15 protein-coding genes, 9 tRNA genes and 1 other RNA gene are annotated in these 18,697 nt (G+C 70.2%); 5 read left to right on the forward strand and 20 right to left on the reverse strand.

All coding sequences use genetic code 11. The features are described from left to right. Nucleotides 1-131: 131 nt before the first annotated feature. Nucleotides 132-857 (reverse strand): hypothetical protein, encoded by a 726-nt coding sequence (locus IC605_RS20620; protein ID WP_216328502.1) that lies wholly within the window; start codon nt 855-857, stop codon nt 132-134. 55 nt (nt 858-912) lie between these two features. After that, nucleotides 913-1,233: a winged helix-turn-helix transcriptional regulator gene (locus IC605_RS20625; RefSeq protein ID WP_216328504.1), complete on the reverse strand. Its 321-nt coding sequence runs from the start codon at nt 1,231-1,233 to the stop codon at nt 913-915. A 197-nt stretch (nt 1,234-1,430) separates the two neighbouring features. Here IC605_RS20625 and IC605_RS20630 point away from each other — a divergent pair, with 197 nt between their 5' ends. Next, nucleotides 1,431-2,345, forward strand: a complete 915-nt coding sequence (locus tag IC605_RS20630; protein ID WP_216328506.1) for an SDR family oxidoreductase — start codon at nt 1,431-1,433, stop codon at nt 2,343-2,345. 36 nt (nt 2,346-2,381) lie between these two features. On the opposite strand, the gene murF is transcribed toward IC605_RS20630, so the two are convergent. Beyond that, on the reverse strand, nt 2,382-3,659 hold the full coding sequence (murF, locus tag IC605_RS20635; protein ID WP_216328508.1) for a UDP-N-acetylmuramoyl-tripeptide--D-alanyl-D-alanine ligase: 1,278 nt from the start codon (nt 3,657-3,659) through the stop codon (nt 2,382-2,384). A gap of 29 nt (nt 3,660-3,688) precedes the next feature. Here murF and IC605_RS20640 point away from each other — a divergent pair, with 29 nt between their 5' ends. Beyond that, nucleotides 3,689-4,672, forward strand: coding sequence for an acetamidase/formamidase family protein (locus IC605_RS20640; RefSeq protein WP_216328509.1), 984 nt, complete (start codon nt 3,689-3,691; stop codon nt 4,670-4,672). A 62-nt stretch (nt 4,673-4,734) separates the two neighbouring features. Here the strand turns inward: IC605_RS20640 and rsr are convergent, their stop codons facing one another. The 9 genes from rsr to IC605_RS20685 all read right to left on the reverse strand — a co-directional run bounded on the left by rsr (nt 4,735) and on the right by IC605_RS20685 (nt 9,707). Beyond that, complete coding sequence (rsr, locus tag IC605_RS20645; RefSeq protein ID WP_216328511.1) at nt 4,735-6,330, reverse strand: RNA-binding protein Rsr; 1,596 nt, start codon at nt 6,328-6,330, stop codon at nt 4,735-4,737. Nucleotides 6,331-6,410: 80 nt separating this feature from the next. After that, nucleotides 6,411-6,487 (reverse strand) — tRNA-Arg (locus tag IC605_RS20650). Between the two features lie 17 nt (nt 6,488-6,504). After that, a tRNA-OTHER gene (locus IC605_RS20655) sits at nt 6,505-6,626 on the reverse strand. A gap of 24 nt (nt 6,627-6,650) precedes the next feature. Next, a tRNA-OTHER gene (locus IC605_RS20660) sits at nt 6,651-6,784 on the reverse strand. A 28-nt stretch (nt 6,785-6,812) separates the two neighbouring features. Continuing rightward, nucleotides 6,813-6,935, reverse strand: a tRNA-OTHER gene (locus IC605_RS20665). Between the two features lie 11 nt (nt 6,936-6,946). Continuing rightward, a tRNA-Tyr gene (locus tag IC605_RS20670) sits at nt 6,947-7,030 on the reverse strand. 412 nt (nt 7,031-7,442) lie between these two features. Beyond that, nucleotides 7,443-7,517 (reverse strand) — tRNA-Asp (locus tag IC605_RS20675). Nucleotides 7,518-7,765: 248 nt separating this feature from the next. Beyond that, nucleotides 7,766-9,337 (reverse strand): DAK2 domain-containing protein, encoded by a 1,572-nt coding sequence (locus IC605_RS20680; RefSeq protein WP_216328594.1) that lies wholly within the window; start codon nt 9,335-9,337, stop codon nt 7,766-7,768. 37 nt (nt 9,338-9,374) lie between these two features. Then, nucleotides 9,375-9,707: an Asp23/Gls24 family envelope stress response protein gene (locus tag IC605_RS20685; RefSeq protein WP_216328514.1), complete on the reverse strand. Its 333-nt coding sequence runs from the start codon at nt 9,705-9,707 to the stop codon at nt 9,375-9,377. A gap of 660 nt (nt 9,708-10,367) precedes the next feature. On the opposite strand from IC605_RS20685, the gene IC605_RS20690 reads away from it, so the two are divergent. Then, nucleotides 10,368-10,781, forward strand: a complete 414-nt coding sequence (locus IC605_RS20690) for a hypothetical protein (RefSeq protein ID WP_216328515.1) — start codon at nt 10,368-10,370, stop codon at nt 10,779-10,781. A gap of 61 nt (nt 10,782-10,842) precedes the next feature. On the opposite strand, the gene IC605_RS20695 is transcribed toward IC605_RS20690, so the two are convergent. The 7 genes from IC605_RS20695 to hflX form a co-directional block, all read right to left on the reverse strand. Further along, nucleotides 10,843-10,927: transfer RNA gene (locus tag IC605_RS20695), tRNA-Leu, on the reverse strand. A gap of 45 nt (nt 10,928-10,972) precedes the next feature. Then, nucleotides 10,973-11,320, reverse strand: a transfer-messenger RNA (tmRNA) gene (gene ssrA, locus IC605_RS20700). A 93-nt stretch (nt 11,321-11,413) separates the two neighbouring features. Further along, nucleotides 11,414-12,145 (reverse strand): PHP-associated domain-containing protein, encoded by a 732-nt coding sequence (locus IC605_RS20705; RefSeq protein WP_216328518.1) that lies wholly within the window; start codon nt 12,143-12,145, stop codon nt 11,414-11,416. A 4-nt stretch (nt 12,146-12,149) separates the two neighbouring features. After that, entirely contained in the window at nt 12,150-13,094 is a 945-nt protein-coding gene (locus IC605_RS20710) for a diacylglycerol/lipid kinase family protein (RefSeq protein ID WP_216328520.1), read from the reverse strand. 54 nt (nt 13,095-13,148) lie between these two features. After that, nucleotides 13,149-14,063 carry an endonuclease/exonuclease/phosphatase family protein gene (locus IC605_RS20715; protein ID WP_216328522.1) on the reverse strand — a complete coding sequence of 305 codons (915 nt, stop codon included), beginning with the start codon at nt 14,061-14,063 and terminating at the stop codon, nt 13,149-13,151. A gap of 85 nt (nt 14,064-14,148) precedes the next feature. Beyond that, nucleotides 14,149-14,225, reverse strand: a tRNA-Arg gene (locus IC605_RS20720). Between the two features lie 126 nt (nt 14,226-14,351). Further along, nucleotides 14,352-16,070 (reverse strand): GTPase HflX, encoded by a 1,719-nt coding sequence (gene hflX, locus IC605_RS20725; protein WP_216328596.1) that lies wholly within the window; start codon nt 16,068-16,070, stop codon nt 14,352-14,354. Nucleotides 16,071-16,438: 368 nt separating this feature from the next. On the opposite strand from hflX, the gene IC605_RS20730 reads away from it, so the two are divergent. Next, a complete protein-coding gene (locus IC605_RS20730; RefSeq protein WP_216328524.1) occupies nt 16,439-16,804 on the forward strand; it encodes a hypothetical protein in 366 nt (121 codons plus the stop codon). 65 nt (nt 16,805-16,869) lie between these two features. Here IC605_RS20730 and IC605_RS20735 read toward each other — a convergent pair. Next, nucleotides 16,870-16,959: transfer RNA gene (locus tag IC605_RS20735), tRNA-Ser, on the reverse strand. 96 nt (nt 16,960-17,055) lie between these two features. Between IC605_RS20735 and murJ the strand changes: the two genes are divergently transcribed. Beyond that, the gene (murJ, locus tag IC605_RS20740; protein ID WP_216328526.1) at nt 17,056-18,639 is read left to right on the forward strand and encodes a murein biosynthesis integral membrane protein MurJ; all 1,584 of its coding nucleotides are present in this window, start codon (nt 17,056-17,058) and stop codon (nt 18,637-18,639) included. Nucleotides 18,640-18,697: the final 58 nt, after the last annotated feature.

Genomic DNA, 18,697 nt, shown 5'->3' on the forward strand with positions numbered 1-18,697 from the left:
CGTGCCAGGCGCGGAATTTCGCGTCATCCCAGGAAGGGACGGTGCCGTGCCCGCCGTGCCCGGGTCATGCCCCCACTGCGTGAAGGTTCCCGGGCGAGGAGCCTGGTGGGCGGCTCACCTCCGGGGTCAGTTCAGCGGGTCAGGGGCCGGAGGTTCTCGTCGAAGACCCCCACGCGGCCCCCCGGCGAGACCGTCACCACGTCACCGCCGACGAGCCCCACCCGGCCCGGCCCGTGGGGCACGCTCGCCAGCACCCGGCCGGAAACGTCCGCCCGTTCGAGCGCGGCGCCCGTCAGGCGGTAGGTGCCCGAGGCGGTGACTACCCCGGGTGTATTTGCCGTCGTGACGCCCGTCGGGGTCACCCACAGGAAGGGCCGCGGCGTGCGGTCGAGAATCACCCCGTCGGCCACCCGCCGCAGCGTCCCGGCCAGGAGCACGTAGTCCTGCCCGTCCCCCCCCGTCACCGCCGCCGAGGGGGCTCCCGCCACGCTCCCCGCCGCCGCGCCCGCGTAGGTCACGGCGCTGCCGTCCTCCCGGTAGGCGCGGATGCTCGACAGCGCCACGACCCGCCCCGCCGCCACCGAGCGCGCGGCCCGGTCGAGGGTCACGATCACCCCGGCGGCAGGCACCGCCGCCCAGGCGTCCCCGCCGTTCCAGGCGACCGCCACCACCGGGGGCAGCGCCGGGCAGACCGGGCGGTAGGAGGGAGCCCGCGCCACGCAGGCCCGCCCCCCGTCCACCCACGCCACGCCCTCTATCCCGAAGGCCGCGTCGAAGGTGGGGGCGCGGGTCACCGTTGCGGGCGCACAGGCGGTCAGGGGCAGGAGGCCGAGGGCGGAGAGCAGAAGGCGGCGCATGGCCCGATTCTCCCCGGATCACCGCTGAGGGGCGTGAACCCTCCCGGGGGGCCGCTCAGGTCCAGCGTTCGCCCCAGACGTGCATGGCGTCGATCACGCCCTCCAGCGCCCGGCCCTTGGGGGTCAGGGTGTACTCCACCCGGGGCGGCACCGCCGGGTAGACGGTGCGGGTCAGCACGCCCCCCTCCTCCAGCTCGCGCAGCTTGTCCGTCAGGGTCTTGGGGCTCACCCCGGTCAGGGCCGCGCGCAGCTCGCCGTACCGCCGGGTGCCCCGCAGCAACTCCCGCACGATCAGGGTGGTCCACTTGCCCCCGATCACGTCCACCGTCCGCTCGACGCTGCACTCCTTCCGGCGCACCCGTTCCTCGTAGTTCATTTCCTGAAACTATGTTCCTTTTCGGTGCCTTCTTCAACTGGGGATGCGTGGCTGCTAGGGTGGGGACGCGGAGAGATGTGGGGACGCCGGGTGCACGTTCACCCGGCCGGAGGAACGGCGGGCAGGCAGGACGCGGGCGACGGGCCCACGTTCCACCTCCGGCCTGTCCCGGCCCGCGCCCTCCCGGGGGAGTGACCATGCAGACCATTCTGGTGACGGGAGCCACGGGCTCGCAGGGAAGACCGGTCGTTGAGAAGCTGCTGGAGGCGGGGTACCGGGTGCGGATGCTCGCCCGCCACCCCGAGCGGGCGGGCGACCTGACGGAGAAAGGCGCCGAAGGCTACGCGGGCGACCTGGGTGACGTGGAGGCCGTGCGCGCGGCGGTGCGGGGCGTAGACGGCGTGTTCCTGCTCGCGCCCTTCTTCGCCGGGCCGGGGGCGGCGCTGGAGTACGGGCGCAACGTGATCGCGGCGGCGCGGGAGGCGGGCGTGCGCCTGATCGTCTGGAACCCGACCGGGGAGATTCCCCCCGTGCCCACCGGGAACCCGGCCCTCGACCTGCGGCGCGAGCTGCTCGCGGACCTGGAGGCGAGCGGCGTGCCGTACGTCGTGCTGCAACCGACCGCCTACCTCGAAAACCTGCTGGGGCCCTGGACCCGCGAGGAGGTGGCGCAGCGCGACACCTTCGCCTACCCCACCCCCAACGAGGTCCGCATCCAGTGGATCGCCACCGCCGACGTCGCCACCTTCGCCGTGTCCGCCTTCGGGCACCCCGACCTCGCGCCCCTGAACCTCAAGGTCAGCGGTCCCGAACGCCTGAGCGGGGAGGAGGTCGCCGAACGCTTCAGCCGTGCCCTGGGGCGCAGGGTCACCTTCCGGCCCATGCCCCCGAGGGAGTTCGGGGAGAAACTCGACCGCGTGTTCCCCGGCAGGGGCGCGGGTGTGACCGGTGCCTACGAAATGGCCTACGCGAACCCGGAGATGGCCTCGACCCACGTGGACCTGGGCGCGGCCCTGGCGCGGCTGCCCGTGCGTCTCACGACGGTGGAGGAGTGGGTGCGCGAGCACGCGGCGGCGTTCAGCCCGGCGATTGAGCCGGAACGCGTGGGCTGAGGTCGGGGAAGAGTACGGTCTCGGGTGGCCGCGCCCTCAGCCGTCCCGGTGCCGGAGCAGGGCGTCCACCACCCCGTCCAGCCCGACGCCTTCCTCGGCGCGTTTCCCGGGCGTCCAACTGATGCCCCGGCTCGCCTTGACGAGCACCACGTCGCCGTCGCGGACTTCCGAAAGAAGGTCGGCGAGGAGCCCCGGTACGGTGCGGAAGGCCCGCTCCCCGAGTTCAGACGCGAACGCCCCCACCCCGTAGGTCAGGTCGGCCCGCTCCCGCGCGTGGGCGCCGACTCCCGCGTGCAATTCCCGCTCCGTCTCCCCGAGTTCGAGCATCCGCCCCAGCACGCTGATCCGGCGTCCCGGAAAGGCGGCGAGGGCGTCGAGCGCGGCCCGCACGGCGAGGGGCGAGGCGTTGTAGGCGTCGTCGATGAGGGTGAAGCGGCCGGGGTGGACCCGGTAACGGCCTCCGGGGACCTGTACGCCCGCCAGCCGCGCCGCCGCCTCTTCCAGGGGCACCCCGGCTCTTTCCGCCAGTGCCAGCCCCAGCACCGCCGCCTCCGCCTGCACCCGCGAGGCGAGCGGCAGGGTGACGGTCACGCTCCGGAAGGAGAAGCGGGCGTCCTCCGGCGTGACCTCCAGGTTCTCCCCCGCGAAGGTCGCTTCTGCGCCGAAGCCGTAGGTGTCCACGCCCGGGAACCAGGGGGCCGCCTGCGTACTCACCAACCCGCGTCGCCCCTTCAGGATCACGCCCTTCTCGCGTGCCACGCCCTCCACGCTGCCCAGCGCCTCCAGGTGCGCCTCCCCGATGCTCGTCACCACGCCGACGCCAGGCCGCACGAGGTCCACCAGCTCGGCCATCTCGCCCACCCGGTCGATGCCCATCTCCACGACGAGGGGCTGAGGACTCCCCCCGAACTCGATCAGGAAGCAGGCGATGGCGGGCATGGTGTTGTAGACGGGCATAAAGTGCGCGTTCAGGGCCGCCGCCGCGTAGCTTTTGGCCGTCGTCTTTCCCACGCTCCCGGTGATGCCGACGACGAGTCCGTTTCTCGCCCGCTCCGAGCGGGCCCAGGTGAAGAGGGCCTCCCGCGCATCGTCGACGCGTACCGCCCGCTCCACGGCGAGGTCGGTGAGGACGAAGGGGGCGCCCGCCGCCAGCGCCGCCTCCACGAAGCTGTTGCCGTGCATCCGCTCGCCCGGCAGCGCCACGAAGGCCACCTCGGGGCCCGCCTGCCGCGAGTCCCAGGTCAGGCGCGCGGCGGGTCGGGCCTCTGGATGGACAGTGGCGGGAAAGGGGAGGGAAGCGTGGGGGTCGAGCATGGGCGGAGGATACCCGTACCCTGTGCCCCATGAGCGACCACCACCTCGGTACCGCGCACATCCACACCGTCTGGGACCGCGACCTGCCGCCCGCCCTCAGCATCCAGCCCGGCGACACGGTGACCTTCGGGACGCTCGACGCCTCGGACGGTGGGGTCGCGCGGCGGGTGGTGGCGGGCGAACTGGGGGCGCCCGCCGAGCTGGCGGGCCTCATTGCCGCCGACGCTTTCCCAGCACGGGAGGGTCCACGCGGCCACCCGCTGACGGGGCCGGTCTTCGTCGAGGGGGCCGAGTCCGGCGACGCGCTGGTGATCGAACTGCTGGACGTGCAGACCGCCGCCTGGGGTTGGACCGCCTGCCGCCCGAACGGCATCGGCCTCCTCGACGCCGTGCTCGCCGAGGAGGGGTTGCAATCCTCCACCCACCTCTGGGACCTGCGGGCGGGCACCCACGCCGACTTTCGCCCCGGCATCCGCATTCCGCTCGCGCCCTTTCCCGGCGTGCTGGGCGTTGCTCCCGCCGCTCCCGGCCCCCACCCCACCGCCCCGCCCCGGCAGGTGGGCGGCAACATGGACATCCGGCAACTCGTGGCGGGCAGCACACTCTCTCTGCCCGTCGAGGTTCCCGGCGCCCTGTTCTCGGTGGGCGACCTGCACGCGGCCCAGGGGGACGGGGAACTGAGTGGCACGGGGATCGAGTGCGCGGGGCAGGTCACACTGCGCTTTGGCCTGGAGCGCGGCGCGGGGCTCTCCACCCCCGAATTCATCACGCCCACCCACGGCGGCACGAGTCGGCGCTGGCACGCGACCACCGGACACGACCCCGACCTGATGACGGCGGCCCGGGTCGCTCTGCGCGCCCTCTTGCGCCGCCTCCAATCGCGCGGGTTGAGTCTGGAAGAAGCCTACGTGCTGTCGAGTGTCTGCGTGGACCTCAAAATCAGCCAGATCGTGGACGCGCCGAACTACACCGTGAGCGCGTTTCTGCCGCTGGACATTTTTGAGGAGGCATAACGAGGCAAGGGCAGAGAGCCGCTTTCGCCCTCTGCCCGTCATCGTTCGGCTTTCTCTCTCTCCTACACCTCCCCCCGCGCGAAGCCCACCATCACCCCCGGCGCGGCGCTGTCGAAGCCCACCACGTCGAGCATGTCCGCCCGGTTGGGGTCCGCGATGCTGAAGCCGGTCGCCGTCAGGCCGACCACGATCAGGCGCGCGGGGAGGCCGGTCTTCTGGCGGTAGCGGTCGAGGGCGACGGTGGGGTGGACCTTGCCCGCCCAGGTCTCGTTGTCGGTGTAGACCACGAAGGTCTCGACCTTCACCCCGTTCTGGGCCGCCCACAGCATCGGCAGGGCGCAGTCGGTGGCGCCGAAGCTCGCGGCCTGGGCCTTGCGCATGGCACCCTCCAGCGTGTCCCCCGGGGTGATCCCGAGCTTGCGGAACTCGTGGGCAAAGCCCAGCGTCAGCGCCTGGGGCTCGGTGCGCAGGGCGACGAGGCTCATCGCGGCGGCGGCCATGTTGGGGGTCAGGCCGGGCGTTCCGGCGACCTGGCCGCAGGTCATGCTGCCGCTCACGTCGAGCGCGAGCAGGTGCCACGTTCCGGCGGGCCGCACGTTCCCGAAGGCCGTGTGGAAGGCGTCTTCCAGCGCGTCCACCACCCGGGGCACGGGCACCCACTCGCCCCCGCCCTTCACGCCGCGTCCCTGGCCGTACACGAGGCGGGCCTTGAGCGCGTCGAGGGGGTGGATGCGGCCTCGCTTGAGCCCCACAGGGTCGGTCACGCGCTCGATCACCGCCCGCGTCACCTCGGGGTCGTTGACGCTCAGCACGCCCACGCGACCGAGGTTGCCCAGGTTACGCAGCAGCCAGGTCAGGCCGTTTGTCTCCATCGCCGCGCGGTAGACCTCCGCCCCGCGCAGGTGGGTGGGCACCGCCTCGATGGGCAGGTGGAAGTCGCGTATCAGCCGCGCCGCCTCGGCGTCCGTCCCCGCGTTCAGGGCGAGGAGGTGGCCCTCGATCACCCGCAGGGCGGGATCGCTCGCTCCCTTCAGCACGCCGTTCACCATGAACCGCAGCACCGCGGTGCGGGCCTCGTCCGTGGTCCTGGGGTGCGCGAGGCGCAGGGCGTCGCGCTGGCTCCAGCCGTCGCGGGCCTTGTACTTCACGGCCCACAGCGCCAGGCGCTCCAGGGGCGCGTCCTCGTACACGCGCGCCACGCCCCGGCGGGTCAGGCGACCCCAGCCGCCCAGCGCGTCCGCGAAGGCCAGGAAGTGCAGCAGCATCGTGCCCGTGCGCGCCACCTCGGGCAGCGCGTTCCAGGCCGCCTGACGGTCCGCCACGTTCGGCGCCGTCTTGGCGATCAGCGCGAGCACCAGCAGGGCGGGGTCCGCCTTGGGCGCCCGGTTGCCGCGCACCACGTCCAGCGTCACGCGCAGGGCGGTGGCTGCGTCGCGCTGAACGAACTCGCGCACGAAGTCGGTGGCCTGCACCGTGTGCGCCCGCTCGCCCGCGTAGAAGGTGCCGCCGTCCGTGCCCAGCACCAGGAAGCGGGTGAGGCGGCCCTCGTCGGGGAGGGCATACACGAATCCGCCCGCGTTGTTCTTGACCTGTCGCGCGTCCAGGCGCTCGGTCTGCTTGCGGCTCTTCGGTGAAATGACCTTCAGGAGGTTCTTCATGGCTTCGGCCCTCCTTTCAGGGGCAAAGGGAAGAGGGGCGCTGGAGTCACCAGCGGTGACCGGGTACGGGGCGTGCCGAGTGGGGAAACGGGCAGGGGTCGAACCTGCGGCCTCCCGGTTCGCCACCGGGTGCTCTTTCCGTCTGAGCTACCGCTTCGTATGGGTGTGGTGGGGTGGAGCGGGCGGGACTCGAACCCGCGACCCGGCCATTAACAGTGGTCACCTTCCCGCTTCGGCCCGGAAGGCAAGGGATGCCGGAAGGGGTTTTCCTGCTCTACCAACTGAGCTACCGCTCCACGCGGGGAAAAGGGCGAAAAGGTGGGAACGGGCGGGAGTCGAACCCGCATCTGGCCCGTGGGAGGGGTAACCTTCGTGCTTCGGCCTGTCACACCGTCCGGCGTGGGGCAAGGGGCGCAGAAGATGTTGCCTGTCCTGTCCGTTAGACGACCGTTCCGAAGGGATTGTGCAAAAGAGAATCTCGATGCGGCGGGGCGGGAATTGAACCCGCGACCTGGCGATCCCGTAACCCTTCCACGTCGGACCACTGAGGGGCAAGGAGGTGTGGGAGGGTATTCGTCCGCTCTCCCGCTGAGCTACCGCGCCGCGCCGAGACGGGTGGATGGGGTGGGACTCGAACCCACAGAAACCGAAGTTTCCGGTTTTACAGACCGGCGCGACTCGCCATCGTCGCCGCCCATCCATGTGGCCGGGAGGTGGGCCTCCCGGCGGGGCCGTGTGGGGTGGGTGTTTGGAGTCGAACCAGGTTCACCGAGAACCCTCGCGCGTCGGCCCGCCGGGCAAGCCGGGGACAAGGGATGCGGAGGGGTTGAACACCCACCATAGGAGGTCGGGGAAGCGTAACTCTCTCGCTTCGGCCCAGAAGAATCGGGCGAGGAGGGGCGGAAGGGGAAGATTCCCCGTGGAGCAGGCTGGTCGCCAGTACCATCAAGCAGGGGCACCGCCGTCTCCCCGCTGGTCGCGGGGCATCTTGCTGCCAGACGAAACCTGCATAGGAACTCAGGGCAAGGGGTGGGCCACGGGATGTGCACGTGCGCGAAGCACGGTTTCCTCGGGATGGTGAAGAAGAACCGTAACCCTTCGGCCCTGAGTGTTGGCGATCCCAGCGGGAATCGAACCCGCGTTCTCCGGCAGACAACCGGGCGTCTTGGCCGCTAGACGACGGAATCGGGATGGAGACCGGGCAAGGTATGACGTTGGGGCATGGTCTACAGTCGAGGGAGGTAACCCAGCGTCTCCGGCCCGGTCGGTGGGGCTGGGGCGCGCGGCCTCGTCCTCACCTGGGGCAGAGTCTACGGAGGGGGCCGGGGGCGGCACATTCGCCGCTTGGCGCAGGGGAAGGCTAGGCCGAATCGCGCAGAAGGGGCGAAAGAGCGGGGGCCGGGGCGGCGAGGCTCCGGCCCCCGCTGCCCGCCAGCTACTCAATCGTCACGAGGTAGTCGTACAGGTCCGGCCCGCCGGGATGCGCCTCGACCTCGGCGTCCGGGAACGCTTTCCCGATGCGCCCCGAGAGGGCCTGGAGGTCTTCTTGCGTCTTTTGCGGCCCGCCGAACACGGTGACGATCTCCTGGCCGCCGTAGCCCCGGCCCAGCATCTCCATCACGGAGTCCTCGGGGGTGCCGCCCGACTGCACGAGTTCGTCATCTTGCAAGCCGATCACGTCGCCCTCGGCAATCGCCAGGGTGCGGCCGTCCCTCGTCGTGATGTTCGTCGTGCGGCTCGCGCGGGTGACCTCGAAGGTGGTGACGCGGGCGGCGGCCTCCTCCATCTCGGCCCGCAGACTCCCCGCGTCCCCGTCCGGCTGAAAGGCGAGCGCGGCGCCCATGCCCTGCCCGAGCGTGCGGGTGGGTACGACGACCGCCCGGCCCTCCATCAGCTCCATCGCCTTCTCGGCGGCCATCAACACGTTCTTGTTGTTGGGAAGGATCAGGACCTTCTCCGCACTCACGCTGCGCACCGCGTCCACGATGTCCTGCACGCTGGGGTTGCTGGTCTGCCCGCCGCTGACGATGCGCGCGCCCAGCGAGCGGAAGAGCTTGACGAGCCCGTATCCGCTGGCGACGGCGACGAGGCCCGAGGGCGGCACCTCCTCCTCGGCCCGGGCGGCGGCGCCCGCCATGCCCAGGATCTCGGTGTGCTGCTCGGCCATGTCCTCGACCTTGGTCTTGAGCATCCGCCCGTAGCGGCCCACCGTGGCGAGAAGTTCGTCGGGCTCGTTGGTGTGGATGTGGCCCTTGACGTAGCCCTCCGCCCCCACCACGAGCAGGCTGTCCCCAAACGGCGAGACGAGTTCGCGGATCTCCTCGATGGGCTTGGTCGAGTCCGACATCAGGAATTCGGTGCAGTAGCCGAACTCCTCGGTCTCGAACCCCTCCTGCGCGTAACTCGTGATCTCGGGCGCCTCGGGCAGCGCGTCGCCGCGCAGGGCCGCGAGCATCCCCTGCACCACGTACAGGTACCCCTGCCCACCCGAGTCGATCACGCCCGCCTGCTTGAGGGCCGGGAGCATCTCGGGCGTCTGGTCGAGCAGGCGCTGCCCCTCGAAGAGGGCCTGTTCCAGCACGGCGTCCACCGTCTCGCGCTCGCGCGGCCCCTCCGCCCCGTCGGCCACGCCGCGCGCCACGGTGAGGATGGTGCCCTCGACGGGCTTCATCACGGCGCCGTACCCCGCCTTCTGGGCGGCGCGGAAGGCGGCGGCGAGCGTGCGTGCGTCCACGGCGGGCTTCTCGCGCACGACCTCCGCGAAGCCCTTGAGGAGCTGCGAGAGGATCACGCCGGAGTTGCCGCGCGCCCCCAGCAGCGCCCCGTAGCTGATCGCGCGGGCGACCGAGGCCATGTTGTTCTCGTCGCAGGTGTCGAGTTCGCGCCGCACCGACTGCATCGTCAGGTGCATGTTCGTGCCCGTGTCACCGTCGGGGACGGGGTAGACGTTCAGGGCGTTGACCTGCTCGCGGTACACGCCCAGCCAGTCGGTCGCCACCCGCAGCATCCGCGCGAGGTCGGCGGGGTTGAGACTTGCGACATGCTCAGGCACGCTGCACCCCCACCGCGTGAACGCGCGTCGCCTTGAGGGTGATGCCCGCCTGGGTGCGCACGATGTGCTCCACGCGCTCCACGATATTGCGCGCGACCGTGGGGATGCTCACCCCGTAGGCGACCACGACGTACAGGTCGGCGAGGTGATCGGGTCCCTCGCGGCCAATCACGACCCCTTCGCGGGCGTTGGCGCGGCCCAGCACGCGCGACAGGCCCTCCTTGAGGTTGGCGGGGGCCATGCCGACCACGCCCGGAACCTCGTGCGCCGTCAGGCCGATGAGAGAGGCGAGCGCCGCCTCGGTGATGTTGATGGTGCCAGTCACAGTAGAGGTCAGTATACGCGAGCGTGAAGGAGGGCCGGGCCGTGGCACCCCGGTGGAGAGGGCCTCTTGTCGCGTCTGATTTGGTGTACAGGCCCTGATCGAGACAAGTCGCCCACGTGGTGATCGATCCTCGCCTCTTCACCCCATTCCCTATGAACGAGCCTGGTTGGTCGGCCGTGGGTCAGGGGTGTACACTTTTTCACACACCATTTGAGCTTCTTAGCGGAGGACTCATGCGGAAAGACGCTTCCCACGTCGGCCCGCACGAGGGGCCTCAGGGGGAGAGATGGACCGGTCTACTTATGGAATGTCTTCCCGCTCCGAAACTCCAGCCCAGGAGCCCGGGCGCCAAGCTCAACCGGGCGTGGAGGCTTCCCTGCACCCACGGCGCGTTGTCACATTCCTGATGACGTGTGCGGGGTTCCTCGTCGTGTGTGGACTGGCAGGTGAGCTGACCGTTCTTCGGCTCCCGGACTTTACGGGACGGGACGTGTTCGCCCCCTGATGGACCTCCGTGCAGAATCCATCATTCCCTCAACCTTCTCCGCACTGATCCTGCTTGTGGCCGGATTGTTGTTTTGGTCGATTTCGGCGGGCAAGTAAGCTGTGCATGATCGCTTCGCCATCACATGACGGGGGCTTGCGTTTTTGCTCTTCTACGTGGCTCTGGATGAGAACACTCAAATCCACGAGCGTACAAGTGCGATCACCCAGCGTCATTTTCATACAGACGGGCTGCTGCCCTATGCATGGGTCATTCCATACGCCATCCTGGCTCTTTTGATCGGCTTGGTCCTTCTTCGTTTCCTGAACCACCTCCCTGCCCGTATTCGCATGTTGCTGCTCCTGTCCGGCGCGATGTACCTGTCTGGTGCTCTGGGCTTCGAGATGCTGGAGGGGCGGGCGACCTCCGCAGACGTTGTTGACCAAGTGCGCTTGATTCTATTGACCTCGGTCGAGGAGGGTCTGGAAATGTTCGCCGTCATCGTGTTGATCGGGGCTTTGCTGGAGTACATCCGTACCCAGATGCCCAGGCTGCTCGTGCGGGTACGGATCAGTCATGAACGGGGCTAGGTGCCTGACACAGCAGGGGGACCGGCCCCAAAAAGAAAAGCCCCGTCTGGAACGGGGTTTGTGGTGCCGAGAGCGGGACTTGAACCCGCACGGGTCGCCCCGGCCGATTTTAAGTCGGATGCGTCTACCGATTCCGCCATCCCGGCCCGGGGGAAGTATAGGGAAAAACCCCGCCGGGGTGGCGGGGCGGGTGGTGGAGGTGGGCGGAGTCGAACCGCCGTCCAAAGGTCCTTCCAGCGTGCGTCTACGTGTGTATCCCGCTCTTTGGTTGTCGGGTCGCAGGCCACCAGCGGGCGGGTTTCCTTTGACCGTAGTTCCATTTGTTTTCGCCGTCAGCTATGAAACGTCGCCTGGGCTAGCCTTCTTTTGTTGCAGTTCGCGCCGCGCCAAAGGCCGGGCTAGGCGGTCACTGTCTCACTTAAGCAGCGAGAGCGTAGTTCTGGTTGCCAGTTAATGGCTTTGCCGTTTGTTTACGAGGCCAACGGCACCTCGACACGCAACATCACCTTCGGTTCCCCTGTCGAAACCGGGTCACCCCCAGCCCGAAAAGTGTACCAGAACGCCGCCCCGAGCATCCTGAGCCTTCCCACGATCTCTCCTCATGCGCGCAGGCGGGCCGTCCGCCCAGCCGGTTATTCCCCTCGCCTGAGCCGTCCATTCAACACCCGCCATTGCTTGCGCCCGTAGGCGTAGACGGGGTGGGTCCAGCGTCCGGCCACCACCCCCTCGCGCAGGGCGGCGATCAAATCCTCGGGCGTGCGGATGATCCGGAAAGGTGTCTCCACCCACGCCTCGCCGATGTCGCGCAGGGTGTGGGCGTCACTCCCGGCGCACTCCGGCAGGGCGCGCTCCCGTGCCCAGGCGGCGGCGACGAGGTTCCAGCGGTGGCGCGAGAGGCGGGAATTGAAGGTCTCCACGATGTCCACCTGAGCTGCGATCCGCGCCGTCGCCTCCGGCTTCAGGCGGTAGCGTTTGAGGGGGTCGAAGCCGTGCTGGAGCATCACCAGGCCGCCCTGCGCCTTGATCTCGCGGACGGTCTCCTCGGGGGTGAGCCCTGGCGGAATGCGCTCGTTCAGGAAGAGGCCGATCAGCTCACCCTCCGACGTGGTGACTTCCTCGCCGGGAATGACGCTGAGGCGGTCGTCCAGCCCCAGGTCGGCCACGATGCGGGCGAGCTCGGGACCGCCGCGCTGCTGGTCGTGGTCGGTGACGGCGACCACCCGGGTGTTCGTCCGCAGCATCCAGGCGGGGACGCCGCGCAGCGGGGTGCGGCAGTCGTGGCTGACCTCGCTGTGGATGTGGAGGTCCACTCGCATGACCTGCACGCCGTCGCGGAAGACGACGTTGTTGATCAGGGTCGGCATGTGCCTAGCCTCCCTCCTTCGGCGGCACGAGCACCCGGAGGGCACCCGGCCAGACCTCGATCCTCACGGTGCCCATCACGCCCGGTCGTGCGCGCCGCACCTCACCGTCCACGTGGAAAGCCTGCCCGACATAGGGAAGCTCGACCACCCGCGCCTCGTCGCTGGACACGCTCGGCAACGCCTCGAACTCGTCGCGTGCTAGGGCCGCGAGGTAGGCGATCAACCCGTCTTGTTGCTCCCCGTTCACCCGGATGACGTTCAGCCGCCCGTCGGTGGGATCGGCGGTGGTGGCAAGCCGCAGGCGGGGGCCGGTCGCCCTCGTGTTCATCACCTCCATGAGCGCGCAGGCGGCCTCCGGGTGCACCTCTCCGTCGAGTGTGAGGGCCAGCGGCGGCGGCTCGAAGCCGCGCAGGGCCGAGGCGAGCGCCTGCACGGCCCGCAGCGGGCTCTTGCCCCCTTCCGGGTCGTACTCGGCGAGCACGTGGGCGAAGGCGCCGCAGCCGCACGCCTCCACGAAGAGGTCCTCGCCCCAGGGGGCCGTCACCCGCCCGAGGTCGAGGGGCACGGTCCGGGCGTTCGCGGAGCGGGCGAGCACGTCCAGGGGCGCTCCCTCGATGCCCAGCGTCCGCCCGATGTTGTTCGCGGTGCCCATCGGGAGGATGCCGAGCCGCACGCCCGCCTGCCCGGCGAGGTGCAACGCCGCCGCGCGCACCGTGCCGTCGCCGCCCGCCACGAAGACGGTGCCGCGCACGTCCGCCAGGGCGGAGGCGAGGTCCGCCTCGTCGTCCGTCGCGCGGTAGACGGGCCGGTAGCCGAGCCCGTACAGCGCCTCCACGAGGAGGTCGGGGCTGGCGTGTTCGCTGCCGCCCGCCCCCCGGTTGAAGATCAGCGTGGCGTCCGTCACGTCCGCGCCCGGCACCTGAGGGGCTGCCGGAGAGTCGAGGGTCATGGGAGGACTGTAGCCTACTCCGCACGAAGCGCGACAGCCGGCCAGCGGGGGAGGTCAGGGGTACTCGACCAGGAGAGGACGGTGATCGCTCCCCGCTGGCGCTAGGACGCGGGCGCGGGTGGGGGTCAGGCCGCGCGCCATCACGTGGTCTATGCGCAGGAACAGGCCGGGGAAGGTCCAGCCCGGGCCATGCCCCGCCGCGCCGTGGGCATCCGGGCCAAAAGCTCTTTGAAGCTGGCGGTACACCAGTCCCCGAGGGGGCGTGTTCAGGTCGCCGCCCAGCAGGAGCGGGCCCGGCTGCCGCGCGGCAATCTCCGTGAGGAGGGCCACCTGCGCCGCCCGCACGTCCCGGGTGCGTCGCACCGTGGCGAGGTCGCCGCGCAGGGCGCTGGAGACGAGGACGGTGTTCAGGTGCGCGTTGACGACCCTCACGCTCTGCCCCCGCCAACGCACCTCGGTTTCGAGGAAGGCCCGTCCGCTGCCCGGAGCCGGGTCAACTCGCGTGGCGAGGACGGGCAGGCGCGTCAGGGTCGTCACCTCCCGCGCTGCCTGCACCCGGTAGCCGGGCAGGGCGGCGAGCAGCTCGGGCCCGAAGCCCACCCGCACGAAGTTCGTCTCCTGAAGCAAGATCACGTCCGCGTCCGCCGCCCGCAACGCCCCCGCGATCTGGCCCGGCGTGCCCAGCGTTCCCCGCGCCACGTTGTAGGTGACGACCCGCAGCGTGCCGCCCGGCTGGGGCCGCCAGTGGAGGAAGTCCGCACCCCACAGGGCCAGCAGCGTTCCCGCCAGCGCCACGCCCACGCCCCGCCTTTTCCAGAAGGTCCAGGCCAGCACGAGGGGCGCAGGCAGCACCCACACCCCCGCCGGGAGGTAGGCGAGCAGGAGGGTCGGCACCGTCCGCTCGCCGACGAACTCCCCGAGGAGCCACGCCAGGGCCACGGTCAAGAGGTACGCCCACGCCAGCCGCATGGGAAGAAGCCTCTCACCCGGGGGCAAGAGGCGTCGCCTATCGAAAGGGGGAGAGGTTGTGAACGGTCAGAGCAGGGTTTGGGTTTGGTAGGAGACAAGGGACTCGAACCCTTAACCGCCCCCTTAGAAGACGGGTGCTCTGACCGCTTGAGCTAGCCTCCCGTGCCCACACGCTCCGTCGCTGACATCTCAGCGGCGTGGTGCGTGGGCGATATTCGCAGGGAAGCCATCGTTGTCATCGTAGGTTCCTCCATGTGCGTCAGGTAGGCACCGGGCTCGGTTCCAAGCTTACCTGTACTCCGCCGCCCGCACCTGCGCCTCCTCGCGCTGGGCGAGTTCCTGGCGCTGCACCTGCCCTACTGCGTCGGCGAGGGCGTCCTTGAGTTGCGGGAGGCCGATGTTCCGCAGGGCGCTCACGGGCACCCCGCCCAGCCGCTCGCGCTCGCGGTCCAGCGCCTCCGGGTCGGCGGCGTCGGCCTTGTTCAGCGCGACGACCGTAGGCATCTCGCGGAAGCCGAGGTCTTCCAGAATCCGGTTGACCGCCTCATAGCGGGTGTCGGCGCCGGGGCTCGCCGCGTCCACCACATGCAGGAGCACGTCGGCGTCGCCGATCTCCTCCAGCGTGGCACGGAAGGCGCGGGAGAGGTCTTTGGGCAGGTCACGGATGAAGCCCACCGTGTCGGTGAGGACCACCGGGCCCACGCCCTCGATGTACCCCTGGCGGCTCGTGGGGCGCAGGGTGGCGAAGAGCTTGTTCTCGGCCAGCACCCGGCGCGGTTCCTCGGCGGCGTGGGTGAAGGCGTTGAGGAGCGTGGACTTGCCCGCGTTCGTGTACCCGACGATGGAAACGACCGGGATGTCGTTGCGCGCGCGGCCCTTGCGGCGCTCCTCGCGGCGGACGGCCACGCTCTCCAGTTGCTTCTCCAGGAAGGAGATGCGGTCGTTGATCCGGCGGCGGTCGAGCTCCAGCTTCGTCTCACCGGGGCCGCGCGTCCCGATGGAACCGCCCGCCGCGCTGCCCGCCGAACCACCGATGCGCGAGAGCTGCGCGCCCGCACCGAGCAGCCGGGGCTTCATGTACCGGAGCTGCGCGAGTTCGACCTGAAGCCGCGACTCCACCCCCTGCGCGTGCAGGGCGAAGATGTCGAGGATCAGTTGCGTCCGGTCGAGAATCTTCAGCCCGGTTGCCGCCTCGATCTCGCGCGCCTGGGCCGGGCCCAGTTCCTGCCCGAAGATCAAGAGGTCCGCGTCGAGGTGGTACGCCCGGCTCGTCAGCTCTTCGAGCTTGCCCGCGCCGACCAGGGTGCCCGGCTTGAGGTTGCGGCGGTACACGAGTTCCTTGTGGACGACCTCCGCCCCCGCCGTGCGCGCGAGTTCGCTCAGCTCCTCCAGCCGCTCCTCGGCGTCGAACTCGCCCTGGTCGATCTGGACGAGGATGGCGCGCTCGCGGTCCTTTTTCGCCTCGCGGGTGCGGCTGGCGCGGGCAATTTCTTCCTCCAGCGCTGAGACCTGCGCGCCGAGGTCGAACTCGTCGATCTGGAAGCTGGGCACCGGGTCGAGGATGCGCCAGTCTTCTTCTTCGCCCACCGTGCCGGGCGGGGTGAGGTGCGCGGTGTGGACGAGGCCGGGCTGTCCCTCGTTCCGCACCTCGATGGCGCTTACGGCGTCCAGCCGCTTGAGGAAGAGGGTGGAGAGGTCGCCCTTGCTCAGCCCCCCGCCGCGCGGGTGCGTGTGCAACAGGTGGAAGCCCGCCAGCCGATTCTCGCCGAGGCGCAGGTCGGGCAGTTCGGCGCCCTTCGCGTCGGCCACGCTGACGGAAATGACGCGGCCCCGGCGGTCGATCAGGACGCTGACCTCGCGCCGCACGTCGTCGGAAAGTTCGGCAAGGTTGCGCGCGAGTTCGGGCGAGCCCACCCGCCCCGGCTCGATGCGGCGGCGGTAGAGGTTGCTCAGGGACTTCAGTTGGGCCGGGCGCAGGCCCGAGGTGTTGCCGTGGACTTTATCTATGGTTCGTCACTTCCTTCGCGGGATGATGGGAGGCGGAACGTGGGGACACGCACCCGAGGCCACCCGGATGCGGTCCGCGCGGCGGGAGGGAGGCACATTTCAGCATTGCCCCCAGTATAGGCCGGGGAACCCGGAAAAGGTGTGCCTTTACTGAAGAAACTTGATCATGGTGCGCTCAGCTTATGGCGGAAGTCAGGTCGGACGCATCCGCCGAATGACGCAGCCGGGGATGAGGGCGTTGGCCGACAAGGAACGCCGCGAAGAGGTCGTGGGCGTGGGGTAGGCAGCCCCGACCCTCGTCGCCCGGCCTGCGTCCTACACTGCCCCATGCACTCACAAGCTGGCCCGGCCCCGGTCAGCGGCCTCCGGTGATCGTCTCCGCCCTGCTGGTCCTCCTGGCCGCCGGGTGGGTGGCGTGGACGGGGTGGCGGGCAGGACCCGGTTCCCCCGCGCGGATGCGGGCGTCACGCTGGGCGGCGGGCCTGAGCATCGCGGGGGCGGCGGGGCTCCTGCCCTCCTACGTCCTCGCCTTCGCCGTGGGCGTGGGCAGCCTGCCCGGCGGAGACTTCGCCTGGCCCAGCCTGCTCATCCCCGTGCCGTTCCTGCTGCTCGTGGCCTTCGGGGCGGTGGCGCTCCTCCTCGCTCCCTCGGGGCGGCAACGGGCGCTCCTCGTGGGCCTGACCCTGCTCGCCGCGCTCCTCGTCTTGCTGGGGGGAGGGTGGTTGGGGCTGTGAGGTGTGCCCACCGCCCGCGCCCCAAAAACCTCACCCCCGACCGGGTGGGGTCAGGGGTGGGGGCTTGGCGAAGAGGGTGGGATTCGAACCCACGGTAGCCTTGCGACTACTTCGGTTTTCGAGACCGACCCATTCAACCACTCTGGCACCTCTCCGCGTGTGGTCGCTTCCGGCGCAGGTCCGGTGGGCGTCAGCGAATATAGCACGCCCCCCTGGGAGTTGGGGAGGGGGGAGGCGCTACAGTTGGCCCCGTGACCGTCCCGCCCGCCGCGCCCGATCCCAACCTCCCGCCGCAGGGCCCGGCCTCGCCCGCTCCGGCTCCGGCTCCGCGCCGCTCGCTGCGGGTGAACACCTTGATCGTGATGGCGGGGACGCTGGGATCGCGGCTCTCCGGGATCGTCCGGCAGCAAATCATGAACCTCTTCGGAAACACGCTGCTGGACGCCTTTCTGGTGGCGGTGCGTATTCCCAACCTGCTGCGGGAACTGCTGGCGGAAGGCGCGCTCGTCAACTCCTTTATCCCGGTGTACAAGACGCTGGACGCCGCCGGGCGCAGGCAGCTCGCCTCGGCCTTCAGCGGCGTGCTGATCGCGGTCAACCTGCTCCTGATGGCGCTGGGCATCCTCGCCGCACCGTGGATCGTGGACCTGCTGCTCGCCGGGCAGCCCAACGTGGACCGGGCGCTGGCGATCTACATGACGCAGCTCGTCATGCCCTTCCTGATGCTCATCAGCCTCGCCTCGGTGGCGATGGGGCTGCTCAACGCCGACGAGCATTTCCGCGAGAGTTCGTTCGCGCCCGTCGCCTTCAACCTGGCGAGCATCACCGCCCTGCTGCTGCTGCCGGACACGGCGACGTGGCTCGCTTTCGGGTGGCTGGTCGGTGGGGTGGCGCAGCTTGTCGTGCAGCTTCCGGCCCTGCGGCGGTTCGGACTGCTCCCCACGCCTGCCCTGATGCGGCACCCGGCGTTGGGGCGCGTGCTGCGGCAGATGGCTCCCTTCACCCTGACGGCGGGGGCGCGGCAGGTCCTCAACGTCTACGTCACCCGTCTCCTGAGCAACGGGCAACTCTTCCCGGCGGGCACCCAGGCCGGGTACGCCAACGCCGAGGCTCTCTTCACGATGGTCAACGGCCTCTTCGTGGTCTCGCCCGCCCTCGCCCTCTTCCCGCGCTTCTCGCAGCACGCCGCGGAGAAGAACTGGGTGGAATTCAAGAGCCTCACCGTGCAGGCGATCCGCACCACTACCTTCCTCGCCGCGCCGATGAGTGCGCTGCTCGTGGCGCTGGCCCCCTACGCCGTCAGCATCTTCAACCTGCGCCCGGAGTTCGATGCGGCGCGTTTCGCGGCGGGCACGGGCATCCTGCGGGGGTGGGCGCTGGCGCTCGTGCCGTGGGCGGTCGTCACCCTGCTGCTGCGGACCTTCTATGCCCGTGAGCGGGCCCGCGAGGCCGTGACGGTCAGCGCGGTGGGATTCTTGCTGGAGGTGGCCCTGTACCGGCTGCTCGTGCCGGGTCTGGGCTTCCTGGGTTTCGGGGTGAGCACGACGCTGAGCGGCCTGTTCATGTCGGGCGCGCTGATCTTCCTGTACCGCCGTACCCTGGGCTTTCCCTCGCGGGCGGTCGTCTCGCACCTGATCCGGGTCGTGCCGCTCGCGCTCGTCGCCGGAGTCGTCGCCTGGCTCGTCTCGCGGCTGATGCCTGCGCCGGGGTTCGTCGTGCCGGGGGTGATTGGGCTGGCGGTGGCGGGTGGGGTGGGGTTGGGGGTGTATCTGGCCGGGGCGCTCGCGTTGCGGATGCCGGAGGTGGCGGGGGTGGTGCGGCGGTTGAGGCGGTAGGGCGGTGGGGTTGGAAGGCGTGACCCCCACCCCCCAGCCCCCTCCCCCCAGGGGGGGC

It is taken from the genome of Deinococcus aestuarii, from assembly GCF_018863415.1.
Lineage (GTDB): Bacteria > Deinococcota > Deinococci > Deinococcales > Deinococcaceae > Deinococcus > Deinococcus aestuarii.

Coding starts and splice junctions, on each gene's coding strand:
- rsr (WP_216328511.1), bottom strand. CDS start 6,330: ATGAAGAACCTCCTGAAGGTCATTTCACCGAAGAGCCGCAAGCAGACC.
- IC605_RS20630 (WP_216328506.1), top strand. CDS start 1,431: ATGCAGACCATTCTGGTGACGGGAGCCACGGGCTCGCAGGGAAGACCG.
- IC605_RS20620 (WP_216328502.1), bottom strand. CDS start 857: ATGCGCCGCCTTCTGCTCTCCGCCCTCGGCCTCCTGCCCCTGACCGCC.
- IC605_RS20625 (WP_216328504.1), bottom strand. CDS start 1,233: ATGAACTACGAGGAACGGGTGCGCCGGAAGGAGTGCAGCGTCGAGCGG.
- murF (WP_216328508.1), bottom strand. CDS start 3,659: ATGCTCGACCCCCACGCTTCCCTCCCCTTTCCCGCCACTGTCCATCCA.
- IC605_RS20715 (WP_216328522.1), bottom strand. CDS start 14,063: ATGCGGCTGGCGTGGGCGTACCTCTTGACCGTGGCCCTGGCGTGGCTC.
- IC605_RS20710 (WP_216328520.1), bottom strand. CDS start 13,094: ATGACCCTCGACTCTCCGGCAGCCCCTCAGGTGCCGGGCGCGGACGTG.
- IC605_RS20640 (WP_216328509.1), top strand. CDS start 3,689: ATGAGCGACCACCACCTCGGTACCGCGCACATCCACACCGTCTGGGAC.
- IC605_RS20705 (WP_216328518.1), bottom strand. CDS start 12,145: ATGCCGACCCTGATCAACAACGTCGTCTTCCGCGACGGCGTGCAGGTC.
- IC605_RS20680 (WP_216328594.1), bottom strand. CDS start 9,337: ATGCTGCGGGTGGCGACCGACTGGCTGGGCGTGTACCGCGAGCAGGTC.